Source organism: Phenylobacterium sp. (assembly GCF_031360265.1).
In the GTDB taxonomy this organism is placed as follows: domain Bacteria; phylum Pseudomonadota; class Alphaproteobacteria; order Caulobacterales; family Caulobacteraceae; genus Phenylobacterium.
The window spans coordinates 15,167-32,829 of the sequence record NZ_JANMBF010000180.1 but is presented as its reverse complement, the minus strand read 5'-3'; the positions used below and the strand labels follow the sequence as shown (position 1 = coordinate 32,829).

The following is a 17,663-nucleotide window of genomic DNA, read 5'->3' as shown; positions in this document are numbered from 1 at the left end:
GCTCTGCCTCGGAGCCGTCGCACTGAAGACCAGTGAGCCAATGCGCGCCGCCGAGTCCGCACCCCCACCCCAACCCCACCCCGCCAGGGGGAGGGGCTTTGCCCGGGGGCTCCGCAATGAGAGACGGGCCGCTGAGCGGCGGCCGGGATGACGGTATTTGGGGGGCGGGTGATGACGAGCTGGAGGGACGAACGGGCATTGGCCTTCAACCCTCGACCGGCAACGCCTCGAGGATCACGAACGCCTGGGCGTAGGGGTGGTCGTCGGTGAGGCTGAGGTGGATGACTGAGCGATGGCCGGCGGGGGTCATCCCCTCCAGCCGGGCGAGCGCGCCGCCAGTCAGCGCCAGGGTCGGCTGGCCCGAGCGCAGGTTGATCACCCCCATGTCGCGCCAGAAGACGCCGCGGCGCATGCCGGTGCCCAGCGCCTTGGCGCAGGCTTCCTTGGCGGCGAAGCGCTTGGCGTAGGACGCGGCGCGGTCGGCCTTGCGCTCCGAGCGGGTGCGTTCCAGCTCGGTATAGAGCCGGTGAGTGAACCGCTCGCCGTGTCGCTCAAGAGTCGCGGCGATCCGGCGGATATCGCAGAGATCGGAACCCAGGCCGAGGATCACGCCGCGTTCACCGCGTGGGCCTGACTTGCGCCAGTTCCCTTGGGGACCTTGTCCGGGCTTCGTCCATCAGGGCGCGCATCCGCTGGATCGCCGGACCCAGGCCGATGAAGATCGCCTCGCCGATCAGGAAGTGGCCGATGTTGAGTTCCATCACCTCGGGGATGGCGGCCAGCGGCTTGACGGTCTCGTAGTCGATGCCGTGGCCGAGGTGGACCTCCAGGCCCAGGCGATGCGCCTCGGTCGCCGCGGCGCGGATCCTGTCCAGCAGCCGCTCCGCGGTCGGCAGGCGGTCGCGCACGGCCTGGCAGTAGGCGCCGACGTGCAGCTCGACCACCTGGGACCCGGCGGCGGCGGCGGCGGCCACCTGGCCGAGGTCGGCGTCAATGAAACAGGAAACGCGAAGTCCGGCGCCGGCCAGCCTGCGCACGACCGGCGTGATGGCGTTGTGGCCCTTGACCACGTCGAGGCCCCCCTCGGTGGTCACTTCCTCGCGGCGCTCGGGCACCAGGCAGGCGGCGTGCGGCAGGTGGGCGAGCGCGATGGCCTCCATCTCCGGCGTCACCGCCATCTCGAAGTTCAGCGGCCGGCCGCGCCTGCGGCAGATCACCGCCAGGGCGTCGATGTCGGCGTCGGAGATGTGGCGGCGATCCTCGCGCAGGTGGGCGGTGATCCCATCGGCGCCGGCGGCCAGCGCCATCTCAGCGGCGCGGACGGGGTCCGGATAGCCCTCCCCGCGCGCGTTCCTGACGGTGGCGACGTGGTCGATGTTGACGCCAAGGCGGAGTTTACTCACGGAACCCTCCCCCAGCGACCGCGCAGCGGTCAGCCAGACTTGAACCGCCAAGATCGCCAAGATCGCCAAGACGACCAGATCGACGGATGGCGCGCGGATTCAAGACCCAACGCTCGCGGCGCTTGCCTGGAACCTTGGCGTTCTTGGCGGCCTTGGCGGTTCGATAAATCATCCGCGCAACCTCTTGGACCCTGGCTCTTCCGCCGGCAGGGCGGCGAGGTCGGGGGGGATCTCGCCTGGCGCATAGGACGGGACGTCCAGGGTCGCCAGCGCCACCAGCGGGAAGCCGACGTCGGCGCGGCCGGCGGAGCGATCGACGATGCAGGCGCAGCAGAGCACCACCCCGCCCGCCGCCTCGATCGGCTCGATAGCCTCGCGGAACGAACCGCCGGTGGTGATCACGTCCTCGATGACCACGACCCTGGCGCCGGGGGCGATTTGAAAGGCGCGGCGCAGCCGGAAGGCCCCGTCCTCGCGCTCGACATACATGGCCGGGACGCCCATCCAGCGGGCGGTCTCATAGCCCGGGATGATCGCGCCGACCGCCGGCGAGACGATGACGTCGGGCTTGCCGAACCGGGCCTCGATCTTTTCGGCCAGGGCCCTGCACAGGCGCGCCGTCCGCTCGGGATACTGGAAGACCAGGTTCTTCTGCAGGAAGATCGGGCTGTGCCGGCCCGACGCCAGGATGAAGTGGCCTTCGCGCAGGGCGCCGGCGGCGCGGAATTCATCGAGGACGTCATCGGTGGTCATAGGCGCTGGATAGCGCTCTTTCGCCGCGGTCGGAAGGTGGAGCGGAGCATTGGGCCGCACGGCGCCGCTCACGCAGCGCCAATGGCGCAGGTGTCAGCTGGCGAAGGCGCCGCGGCGGTCCACGAGTCCACGCGGGACAGGGTTGGGGACGCCGGATAGCGTGGTGATCGTCAACCGTTTCGGAGTCGCCGTCATGCCCACCCGCCCCGACCCTCGCCACCTCGCGCTCGCCGCCCTGACGCTGGCCGCGCTCTGCGCCCTGCCCGCCCCGGTCCGCGCCACGGAGCCGCAAACCGGCGTGCTGACCGTGACCTTCCAGGGTCTGAAGACCCGGACGGGCGCGATCATGCTGTCGCTGGCCTGCAGCGAGGCGGCCTATGGCGACAAGGCGCCGGTGACGGGCCAGGCGATGATCCCCGTGTCCGGCGACGGAGCGGTGATGATAACCTTCAAGGGGCTCGCACCAGGCCGCTGCGCCATCAAGGCGTTCCACGACGTCAACGGCGACGGCAAGATGGGGACCAACCCCTTCGGCATTCCCACCGAGCCCTTCGCCTTCTCAAACAACGCCCACGGCGCCATGGGCCCGGCCAAGTGGGCCGACGCCAGCTTCGAGGTGACGGCCGGCGACAACGCCCAGACCCTCGACATCGACTGAAGGACCAGGCCATGAACCGCCGTCGTCTGCTGCGGACCCTGTCGGGCGCCGCCATCGCCTCGATCCTCACCCCGGAACTGGCGCAGGCCGCCGGCCAGCTCAGCGCCGGCGCCGCCGCCGGCCTCGACTGGCGGGTGGCGTTCGCCGACCTCGACGCAGACCTGTCGCCGACGCCCATGCGCCGGATCGGCGGCCGCAGCCCGCAGGGTCTGGCCGGCAGCCTCTATCGCAATGGGCCCGGCAAGTTCCATCGGCCCGGCGGCTCGGTGGATCACTGGTTCGACGGCGACGGCCTGATGCGCGCCTTCCGCATCCGCGACGGCGAGGCCAGCGTCGCCGCGCGCTTCATCGACACCCCCAAGCGGCGCACCGACATTGCCGCCAACGCCGTGGTGACGCCGGGCTTCGGCACCTCGGCCAAGCGCGGCGCACGGGCGGAGAACAACGACGACGCCAATGCCGGCAACATCTCGGTGATGCCGGTGGGCGGCGAGATCTGGGCCCTGTGGGAAGCCGGTTCGCCGATCGCGCTGGACGCCGGGGACCTGTCCACCAAGGGGATCAAGACCCTGCGGCCGGACCTGGTTCACATGCCGTTCCTGGCGCACCCACGGCGCGAACCCGGCGGCGACATCTGGAGCCTGGGCCTGAACGGCGACAAGGCGATCGTCTGGCGCCTGGATCGCGACGGGGGGCTGAAATCCGCCGACATCATCGACCTGCCCGCGGCGAGCTATGTGCACGACTTCACCGCCACCGAGCGCCATCTGATCCTGATCCTGCAGCCCTGGATCCAGGATCGCCAGACCCTGCCCTATGCCGACAGCTTCAGCTGGAAGCCGGAGCGGGGAACACGGGTGCTGGTCCTCGACAAGGCCGACGTCGGCAAGCGCCGCGTCTATGAGCTGCCGGCGTTCTTCGCCTTCCACTATGGCGCGGCATGGGAAGAGACCGACGGGACGCTGCGGTTTGATGGCTGCCTGAGCAAAGACGCCAGTTTCGCCACGGCCAACGGGCGCAGCCTGATGCAGGGCGTCTGGACCCCGGAGCCCAGCCCGATCCTGACCCTGGTCGCCCTGCGCCCCGACGGCCGGGCGAGCCTGGAGAGCACCGGGGTCAGCGCCGAATTCCCGCGCACCGACGGGCGGTTCGCGGGTCGTGCGCGACGCTATACGGTTCACGCCACCGGCGCGGGCGACGGCGGGCCGCTGTTCAACGGCCTGGCCACCCATGACTGGAAGACGGGGCGCGAGGACGCCTTCAACTTCGGGGCCGGGCATCTGGTCGAGGAGGCGGTGTTCGTGGCCCGGCCCGGCGGGTCGGCGGAGCTGGACGGCTGGCTGCTGGCGCCCAGCGTCAACCTGGCGGCCAAGGCCACCGAGCTGCACGTCTTCGACGCGGGCCGCGTGGCGGCGGGGCCGCTGGTCACCTGGCGCATGGACCGCGCCCTGCCGGTCAGTCTGCACGGCGCGTTCGTGGCGAGCTGAGCCGCGCTACGTCTTGCGGCGGTCCACCGTCTCGACGCTGGGGTTGGCGCGCAGCGCGGCGGCGATGTGGGTCAGGTGGCGGGCGTGGTGGACGTCGACGTCGATGTCCACGTCGAAGAAGTCGGCCTGGCGGTGGTGCATCCTCAGCTGGACGATGTTGCCGCCAGCCTCGCCGATGATCGTGCAGACCTGGCCCAGCACGCCGGGCAGATTGCGGATGGTGGCGATCAACTTGGCGCGGGCGACGGAATTGCGCTCGGCTTCCGGCGTCCATTGGAGGTCGCGCCAGACCTCTTCCTGGTCCTCGAAGGCGGCAAGGCGTTCGCAGTCGATGGTGTGGACGGTCAACCCCTTGCCGCCCTCTTCGCCTTGGGGAGGCTCCAGGATGCCGACGATCCGGTCGCCGGGCACCGGCGAGCAGCATTCTCCGAAGTGGATGGCGACGCCCGGGGTCAGGCCGCCGCCGCGGACGTAGAGCTTGGCCGACTTTCCGTCCTCGATACGGTGCCGCGCGGTGGCGGCCTTGTGTTCCTCGGCTTTCAGACCCGGGAACACCGTCTCCAGAACCTGGGGCGGGGAGACGCGCCCGCGACCCACGGCGTCGAACAGGTCGTCCTCGGTGGCGGCGGCGAAGCGGTCGAGAGCGGGACGCAGCGAGACGTCCTTGCGCGATTTGCCCGCGGCCTGGAAGGTCTGGTCGACGGTGGCGCGGCCGAGCCTGGTGAACTCTTCCTTTTCCGTCTGGCGGATGTGCCGGCGAATGGCCGAGCGGGCGCGCCCAGTGATGCTGATCGAGCGCCAGTCGGGCGGGACCACCGGCTTGCCGCCGCGGATCACCTCGACCACGTCGCCGTTGGTCAGCACGGTGCGCAGCGGCTTCAGCTCGCCATTGATCTTCACGCCCACGCAGGTGTCGCCGATGTCGGTGTGCAGGGCGTAGGCGAAATCCAGCGGCATGGCGCCGGTAGGCAGGCTGACCAGCCGCCCCTTGGGCGTGAACACGAACGCCTGGTCGAGGAACATCTCCAGCTTGGCGTGCTCGACCAGTTCCTCGGCGTCGCCGCCATGTTCCAGCACCTGGACGAGGTGGCGCAGGTTCTCGATCGGGTCGCGGCCGCCGGCGGCCTGCTGGTGTTCGAGATCGAAGCCATAGGACTTGTCCTTGTAGCGCCAATGCGCCGCGACCCCTTCCTCGGCCACCAGGTCCATGGCCTCGGTGCGGATCTGCATCTCGATCCGCATACCCTTGGGCCCGACGACAGTGGTGTGCAGGGAGCGGTAGTTGTTGCGCTTGGGCGTGGACATGAAGTCCTTGAACCGCTCGGGGATCGAGGGCCAGGCGCGATGAATGACGCCCAGAGCCCGATAGCAGTCGTCTTCGGTGTCGACGATCACCCGGAAGGCGTAGATGTCGGAAAGCTGGGAAAAGCCGATCGACTTGCGCTGCAGCTTGCGCCAGATCGAATAGGGGTTCTTCTCGCGACCGAACACCCGGGCGGGCACATTGGCCGCCTCCAGCCGCGCGGCGATCTCGCCGGAAACCAGGCTGACCGCGCCGCCCTGATCGTGGCGCAGGGTCTCCAACCGCCGGCCGATGGCGTCGCGGGCCACCGGGTTGAGGTGCTCGAAGGCCAGTTCCTCAAGTTCTGTGCAGATGCGATGGACGCCGATGGAGCGGGCCAGAGGGGCGTAGATGTCCAGCGTCTCGCGGGCGATCCGCTCGCGCTTGGCCGGGCTCTTGATGTGCTCCAGCGTGCGCATGTTGTGCAGCCGGTCCGCCAGCTTGACCATCAGGACGCGGACGTCCTTGGAAATCGCCAGGATGAACTTCCGCAGGTTCTCGGCCTGGCGCAGGTGTTCGGAGGACAGCTCCAGCTTGGAAAGCTTGGTGACGCCCTCGACCAGTTCGCCGATCTCGGTCCCGAACAGGCGGTCGATCTCTTCGCGGGTGACCGGGGTGTCCTCGATCACGTCGTGCAGCAGGGCGGTGACGATGGTCGCGGTGTCGAGGCGATAGTCGGTGAGGATGCCGGCCACCTCGATCGGGTGGGCGAAATAGGGGTCGCCGGAGGCCCGCTTCTGGGCCCCATGCATGCGCATGGCGTAGACATAGGCGCGGTTCAGCAGCGCTTCGTCGGCCGTGGGGTCGTACGACTTGACCCTATCGATCAACTCGAACTGGCGGAGCATGGTCGGACGCCGGGATCGCGCCTGTGAGGCGGAACGGGGGGCGTCCTTAAAGGCGGCGGCGGGGTCAGGCGCCGCCTGGGTGATGAGAGGGTCTGCGCCTTCCGGGCTCAGTACCGCTCCTCCTGACCGCCATCGCGGTCGCTCTGCAGGGCGCGCACCAGCTCAAGCTCGCTCATCTGCATGTGGGTCGGGTCGGCCAGCAGGGCCAGGGTCTCGGCCTCTTCCTCGGCTTCCGAACGCTCGTCGACCCTTTGCAGGGTGCCGATCAGGGTCTCGCGCAGTTCCTCGGCGTCGACCACGTCGTCGGCGATCTCGCGCAGGGACACCACCGGATTTTTGTCGTTGTCGCGATCAACCAGGATCTGCGCGCCCGCCGAGATGGCCCGTGCCCGATGGGCCGCCAGCAACACCAGGTTGAAGCGGTTGGGGACCTTTTCGATGCAGTCTTCGACAGTGACGCGAGCCATGGATTCCTCGAACGGGGGAGCGAACCCGCGAAAATAGAGGTTCCGACGCCATTGTGCAACGCCGCAAAGTCGGATCGCAAAAGTTGGGGGCGGCTATAGCGGCCTGGCGTCGCGGCCGACGCTGGCGGCGTTCGCCAAGTCCATCGCTGTCGCTCCGGTCAAGGGATGGCGCCAGTCCGGCGCGATCTCGGCCAGGGGACCCATCACGAACAGGCGCTGATGTGCGCGGGGGTGCGGCAAGGTGAGTTCCGGGTCGCCGATCACCTGGCGACCATAGGCGATCAGGTCGAGATCGAGCGTGCGTGAAGCGTTCGGAGCGCCGCGCGTCCTGCCGAAGGACCGCTCGACGGCGAAAATCGCGGCGAGCACCGCATGGGCGTCGCCCTGCGCCTCGACAAGCACGACGCCGTTGCGATATTCAGGGGCCTCCGGATCGGGCCAGGCGGCGGACCGCCACCAGCGCGACCGGGCCAACACGGGCAATCCGGCCTCGGGAAGCCGCGCCAGAGCCGCCTCAAGCAGCGCCTCGCAGGAGGCGAAACCCCCAGCGAGGTTGCCGCCGACGGCCACGATCACCGCTTCGTCGAACCGCGCTGGGTCCCCCCCCGCGCCTTGTCCGGCCTTTAGGAAATTCGAGCTGATGACCTTTTACCCCACGGACCGGCTGGCGCTCTTCATCGACGGCGCCAACCTCTATTCGGCCGCCAAAGGCCTCGGCTTCGATATCGACTATCGCAAGCTGCTCGAGGAATTCCGCAAGCGCGGCGTGCTGATCCGCGCCTATTACTACACCGCGCTGGTGGAACATGAGGAGTATTCGCCGATCCGGCCGCTGGTCGACTGGCTGGACTACAACGGCTTCCAGCTGGTGACCAAGCCGGCGCGCGAATACACCGACTCCCAGGGGCGCAAGCGCTGGCGCGGCGACATGGATGTCGAAATCGCCGTCGACATGATGGAAATGGCCAATTCCGCCGACCATCTGGTGCTGTTTTCGGGCGACGGCGATTTCCGGGCCCTGGTGGAAGCCGTGCAGCGCAAGGGCGCGCGGGTGACCGTGGTCTCGACGGTGAAGTCGCAGCCGCCGATGGCCTCGGACGACCTGCGCCGGCAGGCGGACAATTTCGTCGATCTGGCGGACCTGTCGGAGATCATCGGCCGGCCCTCGCGCCTGCCCCGGTTCATCCAGGAGGCGCGCAGCGAACGCCACCACCAGGACGGGCCGGAGGCCGATGCCGAGGCCTGATTACCTCCCCCGCGCAGCGGCGCTACGGCATTCAAAGATCTCACCGAAGCGGCGTCCCTTCCCCCCTTGCGCAACTCGCGCGCAAAGCCCCTCCCCCTTGCGGGGAGGGGTTGGGGTGGGGGTGCAGCCTCGGCGGCGGGCGTTGGCTCACCGGTCTTCCGCGCGACATCTCCGAGTCGGAGCTGACACCCCCACACCCAACCCTCTCCCCGCAAGGGGGAGAGGGCTTTTTTGCGGCCTGCCGCTCGCATCAGGCTGTGACCTCAGGCTGAACCTGACCCGCTTCAGGAATTTGGGTGAATCCGGTAGCGCAGCGGCGGGAGGTAAGAGCGCATGGGGAACCTGACCGCCCTGGCGGAACCGCCGCGCGACTGTCCGCTCTGCCCCAGGCTCGCAGCCTATCGGGCGGTGAACGCCGCGGCGCATCCGGACTGGTTCAACGGCCCGGCGCCCTCGTTCGGAGACCTGGACGCAAGGCTGCTGGTGGCGGGCCTCGCGCCCGGACGCCAGGGGGCGAACCGGACGGGCCGACCGTTCACCGGGGATGGCGCGGGCGTGATCCTCTACGCGACCCTGATCAAGACCGGCTTTGCCACCGGGCGCTATGATCCGAACGGCGACGACGACCTGGCGCTGGTCGACTGCATGATTTCCAACGCCGTCCGCTGCGCCCCGCCGGGGAACAAGCCGGAGACCTTCGAGGAAAACACCTGCCGGCCGTTCCTGACCGCCCGCATCGCCGCCCTGCCCCGGCTGAAGGTGATCGTCACCCTGGGCGACGTGGCGCGCCGCAATGTGCTGAAGGCGCTGGGCCTGAAGGCGTCAGCCGGCCTGCCTGGGCACGGCACGGAGTTCCAGGCGGGGCCCTATGTGGTGCTCAACAGCTACCACTGCTCGCGGCTCAACACGAACACCGGACGCCTGACGCCAGCGATGTTCGAGGCAGTGTTCGACCGGGCGAAGACCCTGGTGAACGGCTAACCCGGTCGCCGAGGGTCAGCGCTGCACGAGTTGCGTCAGCACCCCGCCGGTTTCCGAGGGATGCACGAACACCTGGCCCTTGATGGGATTTCCCGCGCCGGGGTCGCCGACCAGACGAACCCCCTTGCCGCGCAGATCGGCGACGGCCTTATCAAGATCATCGACCTGCATGGCGATCAGGTGGACCCCCTCGCCCTTCTCCGCCAGCCGCTTGGCTATGGGCCCCTGGTCGTCGATGTTGGAGACCAGCTCGACGTAGCTATCGGCGAAGCGGAAGAAGGCCATCTTCATGCCGGCGGCGGGCGCCTCGCGCCGCTCGCTGACCTCGACGCCGTAGATGGTCTCGTAGCGGCCGACCGCTGCCTCGAGATCCTTCACGGCGACCACGATGTGATCGACACCCTTGAACATCCGGCGATCCTCTTCTGCTGGAGGCAAAGGGCTATCAGGCGGGGCGATGGGCGCCAACACTTGGCAAGGCCGGAACGACCGCTCGCCTCGGGCGGCGCTGGGCGCTAGGTTCGCCGCTTCGTCGCCCCAGGGATTGATCGCCTTGCAAAACCCCCGCCGCCTAGTGTTCCTCGCCGCCCTGGCCGCCGCCGTCGCAACCTCCGCCAGCGCCGCGCCACCGCGGATCGACCCCGCCGAGCACGCCCAGGTGTTGGAACTGCTGAGCAAGGGCATCGCGTTCCGCACAGTGATCCCGGGCGACCAGGTGAAGCCCTATGCGGACTATCTGAAGGCCGTCCTGGTGACGGCGGGGTTCAAGCCGGACGAGGTGAAGATCGAGGCGGTGGCCGGCAGCGCGATCCTGGTGGCGCGCTATGCCGGGACCGATCCGGCCAAGAAGCCGATCGTCGTCATCGATCACATGGACGTTGTCGAGGCCAAGGCCGGGGACTGGACGCGCGACCCGTTCACCCCGGTGATCGAGAACGGCTATGTCTTCGGGCGCGGCGCCATTGATGACAAGTTCGATGTCTCGGTGGTGGTGACCGTACTCGCCAAGCTGAAGCGCGAGGGCTGGAAGCCGGGGCGCGACGTGATCCTGGCCCTGTCGGGCGACGAGGAGACCCAGCAGCAGACCGCGCGCAAATTCGCGCTTGACCTCAAGGGCGCCGAGCTGGTGCTGAACGGCGACGCCGGCGGCGGCCAGCTCAGCGAGGACGGCAAGCCGCTGTTCTATGGCCTGCAGGCCGCCGAGAAGACCTATTCCGATTTCCAGATCACGGTGACCAATCCCGGAGGCCATTCCAGCCGGCCGGGCGCCAAAAACGCCATCTATCAGCTCGCCCGCGACCTCGATCGTCTGTCGGCCTACCAGTTTCCGGTGATGCGCAGCGAAATCACCGACGCGGCGTTCAGGGCCTCGGCGCCCACCGTGCCCGGGCCGGTGGGCGATGCGCTTCGGGCCTATGTGGCCAATCCGAACGACACCGCCGCCATCGCCGTCCTGTCGGCCGATCCGGACTTCGTCGGTCAGCTTCGCACGACCTGCGTGGCGACGATGATCAACGGCGGTCATGCGACCAACGCCCTGCCGCAGAAGGTCACCGCCAACGTCAACTGCCGGATCTTTCCGGGAACGCCGTCCGAGGCGGTCCACCAGACCCTGGCCAAGGTCATCGCCGACCCGGAGGCCGTGATCACCCGGGCCAACGACGGCGCCATCGACGCCGGCGCCTCGCCCCTGCGAGCCGACGTGCTGGCCGCGGTGACCAAGGCGGTGCACGCGCGCTATCCCGGCCTGCCGGTGATGCCGTCGATGTCGGCGGGCGCCACGGACGGCATGTTCTTCCGCGCGCTGGGCGTGCCGACCTACGGGGTCTCCGGCGCCTTCATGAAGTCGTCGGACGACTTCGCCCACGGTCTGAACGAGCGCGTGCCCATCGACACCATCGACGGGGCGCTGGGCCAGTGGGAGAGCATCCTGCGCGACCTGGCGAAGTAGCCTTCCGTTCTCTCCGCGGCACCCCTTCAGGTCATCCCGGTTTCGCGGCAAGCAAAGACCGGGACCCATACGCGCTGATCGTCAGCGGACGTCCTGAGAGCGTCGCGATCATGGGTCCCGCACAAGCGCTACGCGCTTTCCGGGATGACCTCTGGGTAGCGGCGCTCATCGCCAATAGTGATAGCGCCAGATCGGCGCAAACCCGGCCCTGCGATAGATCCGCCGCGCGGGGTTGGCCTCTTCGACCTGCAGGAAGGCGCGGGTCACGCCGCGGGCCTCGGCGGCGCGGCCAAGCGTGGCCAGGATGGCGCCGGCCAGGCCCCTGCCGCGATGGGACGGCGCGGTGCGCATGCCGTGTATGCCGGCCCAGCCGTGGCCGAAGGTCATGACGCCGACGGCCTGGGTCTCACCGCCCTCGCCGGCGGCGGCATAGATGGCGTCCGGCGATCGGGCGAGGGCTGCGACGCGGCTCGCGCCGTCGACCGGATCGAAGCCTTCGCCGACGAAGATCGCCGCCCAGGCGTCGTCGGGCTTCGTCAGGATGGTCGCCGAAGCTGCTGAAAACATGGCGAGTTGCGAGACCGGTCCGGTCTTGAAGAGGGTCGGCTGCCGGGCTGCGTAGCCCCGGCGGAACAGGTCGGTACGAAGGGGTTCGAGGGCTTCGACCTCGGCGACGCGGAAGCCGGGCTCGAGACCGCGCTGACGGTACGCCGCCTCGATCTCGTCCAGCGCATCCGGGCCCAGGTCATGGCGCAGCGGCGCGGCGCTCTTGGCGCGCCCGATGGCGCCGTCGTCGAGGGGGACCAGCCAGCCGCCGATTTCCAGGATCTCCGGCGGGGCGACCGCCTCGACGGTGGCGCGCTCCAGGGCTTCCAGGTCAGCGGGACGCACCTCAGCTCCGATCGCCCTTCATCAGCCGCGCCTTGTCGCGCTGCCAGTCGCGGGCGGCGGTGGTCTCGCGCTTGTCGTGTTCCTTCTTGCCCTTGGCCAGCGCCACCTCGAGCTTGGCCAGGCCCCGGTCGTTCCAGAACAGCTTGATGGGGATGATCGTGCGGCCGTCGCGCTGCACCGCGCCGATCAGCTTGTCGATCTCCTTGCGCTTCAGCAGCAGCTTCCGGTGGCGGCGCGGCTCGTGGTTGAAATGCGGGCCGGACTGGGCGTAGGGCGGGATGTCGGCGTTGACCAGCATGATCTCGTCGCCCTGCACGGCGGCATAGCTCTCGGCGATGTTGGCGCGGCCGGTGCGCAGGGATTTCCCCTCCGACCCGGTGAGCGCCAGCCCCGCCGCGTGGGTCTGTTCGAGGACGTAGTCGAACCGCGCGCGGCGGTTCTCGGCGATCAGCTTGCGGGGCTGTTCCGGCGCGGCCATCAGAGCACGCCCGCGTCGCGCATCGCCGCCAGCACCTCGGCCCGCGCAGCCTGCGAACAGGCGACGATCGGCAGGCGCGCGTCCTCGGCGCAGAGGCCCAGGTGGGCCAGGGCGAACTTGGTGGGCGACGGCGAGGCGTCGGAAAACAGCGCCTTGTGCAGCCGCACCAGCTGGTCCTGGCCGTAGAGCGCGTCGGCCCAGCGGCCGGCCAGTGCATTGTCATAGAAGGCCGCGCATTGTTCCGGGGCGACGTTGGCGGTCACCGAGATGCAGCCGTGGCCGCCGTGGGCCATGTAGCCCAGCGCCGTAGGATCGTCGCCCGACAGCATCACCCAGTCCTCGCCGCACGTCAGCCGCTGGAAGCTGGCGCGGGTCAGGTCGCCGGTGGCGTCCTTGATCCCGACGATGTTGGGCAGTTTCGCCAACCGGGCCAGCGTCTCGTTGGCGATATCGACGCTGGTGCGCCCGGGCACGTTATAGACCAGCACCGGCAGCTGCACGGCCGCGTTGATCGCCGCATAGTGCGCATAGAGCCCCTCCTGGCTGGGGCGATTGTAATAGGGGGTCACCACCAGGGCGGCGTCGGCGCCGACGGTCTTGGCGTGGCGGACCAGGTCGATGGCCTCGGCGGTGGCGTTGGAGCCGCAGCCGGCGACCACGGGAACCCGGCCGGCCGCGGTCGCGACGCACAGCTCCACCACGCGGCGGTGTTCATCGTGGCTGAGGGTGGCGCTCTCGCCGGTGGTGCCGACCGGCACCAGGCCATGCACCCCGCCGGCGATCTGGCGCTCAACCAGGCGCACGAAGGCGTCCTCGTCGACAACTCCGTCGCGGAAGGGCGTCACCAGCGCCGGGAGGACGCCCTTGAACAGAGAATCTGACATGTTTCGCGCAAATTGCCGTGAACAAACGCCTTGTTGAATCGGCGTTCAGGATTGGCGGGACAATATGGCGTGCTGGCCCTGGCCCGCAATGTTCGTATTGATTCCCGTGAGGTCCCTTGGGGCGCCCTTTGCACTTGATCGCGCGTAAATCCCTGCTGATCGCCGGCGTCGTGATGATGGCGAGCGTAGCCGCGCGCGCCCAGCCATCCGCCCCGCAAGGTGGCGATCCCCTGGGCGATCTGCTGGACACCATGACCCGCTCCGCACCGCTGGATACGCCGGCGCCCGCCCACGCCATTTCGCATCCACTGTCGGCCAGCGACGCCGCGCAACTTCGTGAGGCCATCGAATCCGCCCGGCATGGTGAGATCGGCAACGCGCGCCGGGCGATCGCCAGCCTCGCCGACCCGCTCGCGCGCAAGACCGCGACCTGGGCTCTGGTGGATTCCAATGCCGATTCCCTCGGCTTCTACGAGGTCGACAACGCCCGGCGCGATCTTGTCGGCTGGCCCCGCCCGGCCAAACGCCAGGCCGCGGCGGAACGGCAGATCGAGACGGCCGGCAAGACCCCGCAGCAGGTGGTCGACTGGTTCGGCGCGACGGAGCCGACGACGCCGCAGGGGGCCATGGCGCTGGCCGCCGCCTATCGCGGACTCGGCCGCGCGCCGGAGGCGGCCGCGCTGATCCGCCGCTGGTGGTGCGGAAAGAGTTTCGAGGCTGACCCACAGCGGGCGATGCTGGCCCGCTTCGGCGACGTGCTGAACCCTGAGGACCACCTCCGGCGCGCCGACGTGCTGCTCTACGGCGCGCTGGGGCCGGCCGCGCGCGAGATGGTCGCCCTGCTGCCCCCCGAACAGCAGGCCGCAGCCCAGGTCCGCATGGCGCTGCGCGCCGAGGCCAGGGACGCCAACGAACGCGTGGCCGCCCTGCCCGCCGAACTGGCGCTGTCGCCCGGCGTGGCCTTCGAGCGCGCCGCCTACCTGCGCCGCAAGGGGCTTGACGCGCTGGCCCTGGGGCTGACCCCCAACTTCCCCCATGAAATCGCCACCGCCGATCAGGGCGACCGGATCTGGGACGAGCGCAAGCGCCTGGTGCTTTCGGCGCTGCGCGCCGGGGACCCGCGTAGCGCCTATGCCGCGGCCGCCGACAGCGGCCTGACGGTCGGCGCGGACGCGGCGGACGCCGAATTCTCGGCCGGCTGGATCGCGCTGACCAAGCTGAACGCCCCGGACAAGGCCGCGCGGCATTTCGCGGCGCTGGAGCGGATCGGCACCTCGCCGGTGACCCGCGGCCGGGCGCTCTATTGGGAAGGTCGGGCGGCCGAGGCGATGGGCGACCGGTCGGCGAGCCAGGCGTTCTATGCCCGCGCGGCCCAGTACTATACCACCTTCTACGGCATGCTCGGGGCCGAGAAGGTGGGCCGCAACCTGACCCTGCCAGGCGATCCGGAGATCACCGCCCAGGCACGGGCGACCTTCGAGGGCCGAGAAGCCGTACAGGCCACGCGCCTGCTGTTCGACTATGGCCAGCGGGAGCTGTTCCGGGCCTTCGTGCTCAACCTCGACGAACTGCTGCCGACGGGCGAGGACGAAGCCCAGCTGGTCGACCTCGCCCGCAACTATGGCGAGATGGATGTGTCGATGAAGGCCGCCCGCGCGGCGGCCCAGCGGGGCTTCATCCTGCCGCAGCGCGCCTATCCGGTGCGCAACCCGCCGGAGTTTGGCGGCGCCGCCGAACTGGCGCTGGTGCTGGGGATCACCCGCCAGGAGAGCGGTTTCGACCCCAACGTCCGGTCCGGCGCGGGCGCGCGGGGCATGATGCAACTGATGCCGGCTACAGCCTCGATCCTGGCCCGGCGCAACGGCCTGGGCTATTCGCCCGCCCGCCTGGACGAGCCCGACTACAACATGCGCCTGGGCTCCACCTACCTTGGGCAGCTGGTCAGCCAGTTCTCCGGCTCCTACATCATGGCCGCGGCGGGCTACAACGCCGGTCCCGGACGGCCGACCCAGTGGACCGCCTTCTGCGGCGACCCGCGCGGCGGCGGCACTGATCCCATCGACTTCATCGAGTGCATCCCGTTCTCAGAGACGCGCAACTATGTGATGCGGGTGATGGAGAACATGCAGGTCTATCGCGCCAAGCTGAACGGCGGCTCGGCCCCGATCACGCTCAGCGCCGACTTGAAGCGCGGCGCCTATGGCTATCAGGCGGCCCAGGCGCCGGCCCCGATATCCTCGCCATCGGGACGTTAGCCCACGAGACCCTGAGGCCAGAGGCCAGGCTGATGAGGCAACCATAGTCCTCCTTGATCGTCATCGCCCGGCTTGGGAGCCTGCCCGGGCGGGTCGCGACGCGACGCGACCCGGGGGCGACCTATGATCTCGACGATGAAGACCGGAACTCGGCGGCGCCACCGAATCGCATCTGCCAGCACGGCGATCATGGGTGGCCCGGACAAGCCGGGCCATGACGTTCTTTAATTAATAAATTCAACAACATGGTTGGGTCTTCACGCTAGTCCACGGTCAGACCGTTCAGCAGCCCGTCGAGGGTGACTTCGATCAATTCGTCGCGGTCGGCCCAGGCGAAGCCCGGGCGCGAGGCCAGCAGCATGACCACCCCGTGGCACGACATCCACAGGGCCTGGGCGGCGGCATCGGCCGAGCCGGTGCGCAGCCGACCGCAGGCCGCGACCTCGCGCACCACGGTGCAGAAGGCGTTGTAGCACTGGGTCGACAGGTCGACGGTGTCCTCGGGCCAGGCGGCGGACGCCGCCGCGGGCCGCGGTGTGGAATAGAGCAACTGATAGGCGTTGGGGTGCTGCAGGCCCCAACGCATGTAGGCCTCCAGCATCATCTTGACCCGGACGACGGGGTCGAGCGGCTTGGCGGCGATCTCGCGGTTGCGCTCGAGCAGCACTTTCAGGGTCTGCTCGCAGATTTCCAGCAGGATGCAGCCCTTGTCTGGGAAGTGCATGTAGAGCGCGGTCGAGGAGACCCCCACCTCGTCGGCGATCTTGCGGATCGTGGCGCCCTCGTAGCCCTCCAGCACGAAGATGCGTTCGGCGGCCTGAAGGATCTCGGCCCGTCGGAGGTGTCCGTCGCCCTTGGCCTTGCGGGCCGAGCGGCGCGAGGTGGCGGCTGCGAGCGTCAATGAAGTCCTTCCCCCCGGATGAGACCGAAGTGTCACGGGACCCCAAATCACCGGGCCTGACAAGGCCGCATTGCCAATCGGTAATAAAGTTGTCGTCACCGAAACGCGCCGTCCGGGCGGCGTCGGCGAGACAGCCGCCACTGGACGGGGGCGCCGGGATGGGCGAAAGCCGCGACCGATGACCGCAACCGATCCCCTGGTGGCCGACCTGCCCAGCGTGATGCGCACCCGGGGCTGGGCGGACTATGCGCTGCTGGACTGCGGCCACGGGCGCAAGCTGGAACGCTACGGTCCCTACACGGTGGTCCGCCCCGAGCCGCAATGCCTGTGGGGCCCCGCCCTGCCCGCCGAAACCTGGGCCGAGGCCGACGCGGTGTTCGATCCCACCGACGAAGAGGACGCGGGCCGCTGGAAGCTGCGCGGCAAGGCCGCGGCCCTGGCGTCGGGGGACACCTGGCCGCTCGCCTGGAACGGCGTCCGGTTCAAGGGGCGGTTCACCAGCTTCCGGCACCTGGCGTTCTTCCCAGAGCAGGCGGCCAACTGGGATTGGCTGGACGCCGCGGTCAGGGCCTGCGCGCCCGGCCCAGAGGGCGACCCGCCCCGGGTGCTGAACCTGTTCGGCTATACCGGCGTGGCCAGCCTGGTGATGGCGGCGGCCGGGGCGGCGGTGACCCATGTGGATGCGTCGAAGCGCGCGGTGGCCTGGGCGCGGGAGAACGCGGCGCTGTCGGGCCTGGCCGACCGGCCGATCCGCTGGATCGCCGAGGACGCGCGCAAATACGTCCAGCGCGAGGTTCGCCGAGGCGCCACGTACGAGGGGATCATCCTCGACCCGCCTAAATACGGCCGGGGCCCCGACGGGGAGGTCTGGCGGCTGTTCGAAAACCTTCCTGAGCTTGCCGGCCTATGCGCCCAGCTTCTTTCAGAAAATGCAAAATTCCTTGTGCTCAACGCCTATGCGGAGCGGATCAGCGGGGCGGCGCTGTCGGGCCTGCTGGCCGACACGCTGCGGGGTCGTGGCGGAACTATCGAGTGGGGCGAACTGGCCCTGGTCCAGGCGGACGGGGCGCGTGAGATCGGCATGAGCTTCTTCGCCCGGTGGCAGGCCGGATGACGCG

Annotated in this window: 18 protein-coding genes; 7 read left to right on the top strand and 11 right to left on the bottom strand. The window is 69.3% G+C overall.

Features of this window, described 5'->3' with window-relative positions; genetic code table 11:
• Window positions 1–205 precede the first annotated feature (205 nt).
• The 3 genes from acpS to pyrE form a co-directional block, all read right to left on the bottom strand.
• Window positions 206–610: a holo-ACP synthase gene (acpS, locus tag RMN86_RS16575; RefSeq protein ID WP_309606965.1), complete on the bottom strand. Its 405-nt coding sequence runs from the start codon at window positions 608–610 to the stop codon at window positions 206–208.
• A gap of 7 nt (window positions 611–617) precedes the next feature.
• On the bottom strand, window positions 618–1,403 hold the full coding sequence (locus RMN86_RS16570) for a pyridoxine 5'-phosphate synthase (RefSeq protein ID WP_309606964.1): 786 nt from the start codon (window positions 1,401–1,403) through the stop codon (window positions 618–620).
• Between the two features lie 168 nt (window positions 1,404–1,571).
• Complete coding sequence (gene pyrE / locus RMN86_RS16565) at window positions 1,572–2,156, bottom strand: orotate phosphoribosyltransferase (protein WP_309606963.1); 585 nt, start codon at window positions 2,154–2,156, stop codon at window positions 1,572–1,574.
• Between the two features lie 163 nt (window positions 2,157–2,319).
• Here pyrE and RMN86_RS16560 point away from each other — a divergent pair, with 163 nt between their 5' ends.
• Together RMN86_RS16560 and RMN86_RS16555 are read left to right on the top strand one after the other, a co-directional pair.
• Complete coding sequence (locus RMN86_RS16560) at window positions 2,320–2,814, top strand: DUF2141 domain-containing protein (protein ID WP_309606962.1); 495 nt, start codon at window positions 2,320–2,322, stop codon at window positions 2,812–2,814.
• Between the two features lie 11 nt (window positions 2,815–2,825).
• Window positions 2,826–4,301, top strand: coding sequence for a carotenoid oxygenase family protein (locus RMN86_RS16555; RefSeq protein WP_309606961.1), 1,476 nt, complete (start codon window positions 2,826–2,828; stop codon window positions 4,299–4,301).
• 6 nt (window positions 4,302–4,307) lie between these two features.
• On the opposite strand, the gene RMN86_RS16550 is transcribed toward RMN86_RS16555, so the two are convergent.
• The 3 genes from RMN86_RS16550 to folK all read right to left on the bottom strand — a co-directional run bounded on the left by RMN86_RS16550 (window position 4,308) and on the right by folK (window position 7,528).
• The gene (locus tag RMN86_RS16550; RefSeq protein WP_309606960.1) at window positions 4,308–6,491 is read right to left on the bottom strand and encodes a bifunctional (p)ppGpp synthetase/guanosine-3',5'-bis(diphosphate) 3'-pyrophosphohydrolase; all 2,184 of its coding nucleotides are present in this window, start codon (window positions 6,489–6,491) and stop codon (window positions 4,308–4,310) included.
• A 107-nt stretch (window positions 6,492–6,598) separates the two neighbouring features.
• Complete coding sequence (rpoZ, locus tag RMN86_RS16545) at window positions 6,599–6,958, bottom strand: DNA-directed RNA polymerase subunit omega (protein WP_299544812.1); 360 nt, start codon at window positions 6,956–6,958, stop codon at window positions 6,599–6,601.
• Window positions 6,959–7,051: 93 nt separating this feature from the next.
• A complete protein-coding gene (gene folK / locus RMN86_RS16540) occupies window positions 7,052–7,528 on the bottom strand; it encodes a 2-amino-4-hydroxy-6-hydroxymethyldihydropteridine diphosphokinase (protein WP_309606959.1) in 477 nt (158 codons plus the stop codon).
• Window positions 7,529–7,598: 70 nt separating this feature from the next.
• Here folK and RMN86_RS16535 point away from each other — a divergent pair, with 70 nt between their 5' ends.
• Entirely contained in the window at window positions 7,599–8,204 is a 606-nt protein-coding gene (locus RMN86_RS16535) for an NYN domain-containing protein (RefSeq protein ID WP_309606958.1), read from the top strand.
• Window positions 8,205–8,537: 333 nt separating this feature from the next.
• Window positions 8,538–9,185 (top strand): uracil-DNA glycosylase, encoded by a 648-nt coding sequence (locus RMN86_RS16530; protein WP_309606957.1) that lies wholly within the window; start codon window positions 8,538–8,540, stop codon window positions 9,183–9,185.
• A gap of 15 nt (window positions 9,186–9,200) precedes the next feature.
• Here RMN86_RS16530 and RMN86_RS16525 read toward each other — a convergent pair whose 3' ends face one another.
• Window positions 9,201–9,596: a VOC family protein gene (locus RMN86_RS16525; RefSeq protein ID WP_309606956.1), complete on the bottom strand. Its 396-nt coding sequence runs from the start codon at window positions 9,594–9,596 to the stop codon at window positions 9,201–9,203.
• A 142-nt stretch (window positions 9,597–9,738) separates the two neighbouring features.
• Between RMN86_RS16525 and RMN86_RS16520 the strand changes: the two genes are divergently transcribed.
• Window positions 9,739–11,136 carry a M20/M25/M40 family metallo-hydrolase gene (locus tag RMN86_RS16520; RefSeq protein WP_309606955.1) on the top strand — a complete coding sequence of 466 codons (1,398 nt, stop codon included), beginning with the start codon at window positions 9,739–9,741 and terminating at the stop codon, window positions 11,134–11,136.
• A gap of 165 nt (window positions 11,137–11,301) precedes the next feature.
• Here RMN86_RS16520 and RMN86_RS16515 read toward each other — a convergent pair whose 3' ends face one another.
• From RMN86_RS16515 to dapA, 3 genes are read right to left on the bottom strand one after another with little or no spacing between them, the layout of a single operon-like run.
• Window positions 11,302–12,027, bottom strand: coding sequence for a GNAT family N-acetyltransferase (locus RMN86_RS16515; RefSeq protein ID WP_309606954.1), 726 nt, complete (start codon window positions 12,025–12,027; stop codon window positions 11,302–11,304).
• 1 nt (window position 12,028) lies between these two features.
• Complete coding sequence (gene smpB / locus RMN86_RS16510; RefSeq protein ID WP_309606953.1) at window positions 12,029–12,505, bottom strand: SsrA-binding protein SmpB; 477 nt, start codon at window positions 12,503–12,505, stop codon at window positions 12,029–12,031.
• Entirely contained in the window at window positions 12,505–13,389 is an 885-nt protein-coding gene (dapA, locus tag RMN86_RS16505) for a 4-hydroxy-tetrahydrodipicolinate synthase (protein ID WP_309606952.1), read from the bottom strand. The genes smpB and dapA overlap by 1 nt, the downstream gene beginning before the upstream one ends.
• A 128-nt stretch (window positions 13,390–13,517) precedes the next feature.
• On the opposite strand from dapA, the gene RMN86_RS16500 reads away from it, so the two are divergent.
• On the top strand, window positions 13,518–15,644 hold the full coding sequence (locus RMN86_RS16500; protein WP_309606951.1) for a lytic transglycosylase domain-containing protein: 2,127 nt from the start codon (window positions 13,518–13,520) through the stop codon (window positions 15,642–15,644).
• 262 nt (window positions 15,645–15,906) lie between these two features.
• Here RMN86_RS16500 and RMN86_RS16495 read toward each other — a convergent pair whose 3' ends face one another.
• On the bottom strand, window positions 15,907–16,545 hold the full coding sequence (locus RMN86_RS16495; RefSeq protein ID WP_309606950.1) for a TetR/AcrR family transcriptional regulator: 639 nt from the start codon (window positions 16,543–16,545) through the stop codon (window positions 15,907–15,909).
• A 178-nt stretch (window positions 16,546–16,723) separates the two neighbouring features.
• On the opposite strand from RMN86_RS16495, the gene RMN86_RS16490 reads away from it, so the two are divergent.
• A complete protein-coding gene (locus RMN86_RS16490; protein WP_309606949.1) occupies window positions 16,724–17,659 on the top strand; it encodes a class I SAM-dependent methyltransferase in 936 nt (311 codons plus the stop codon).
• Window positions 17,660–17,663: the final 4 nt, after the last annotated feature.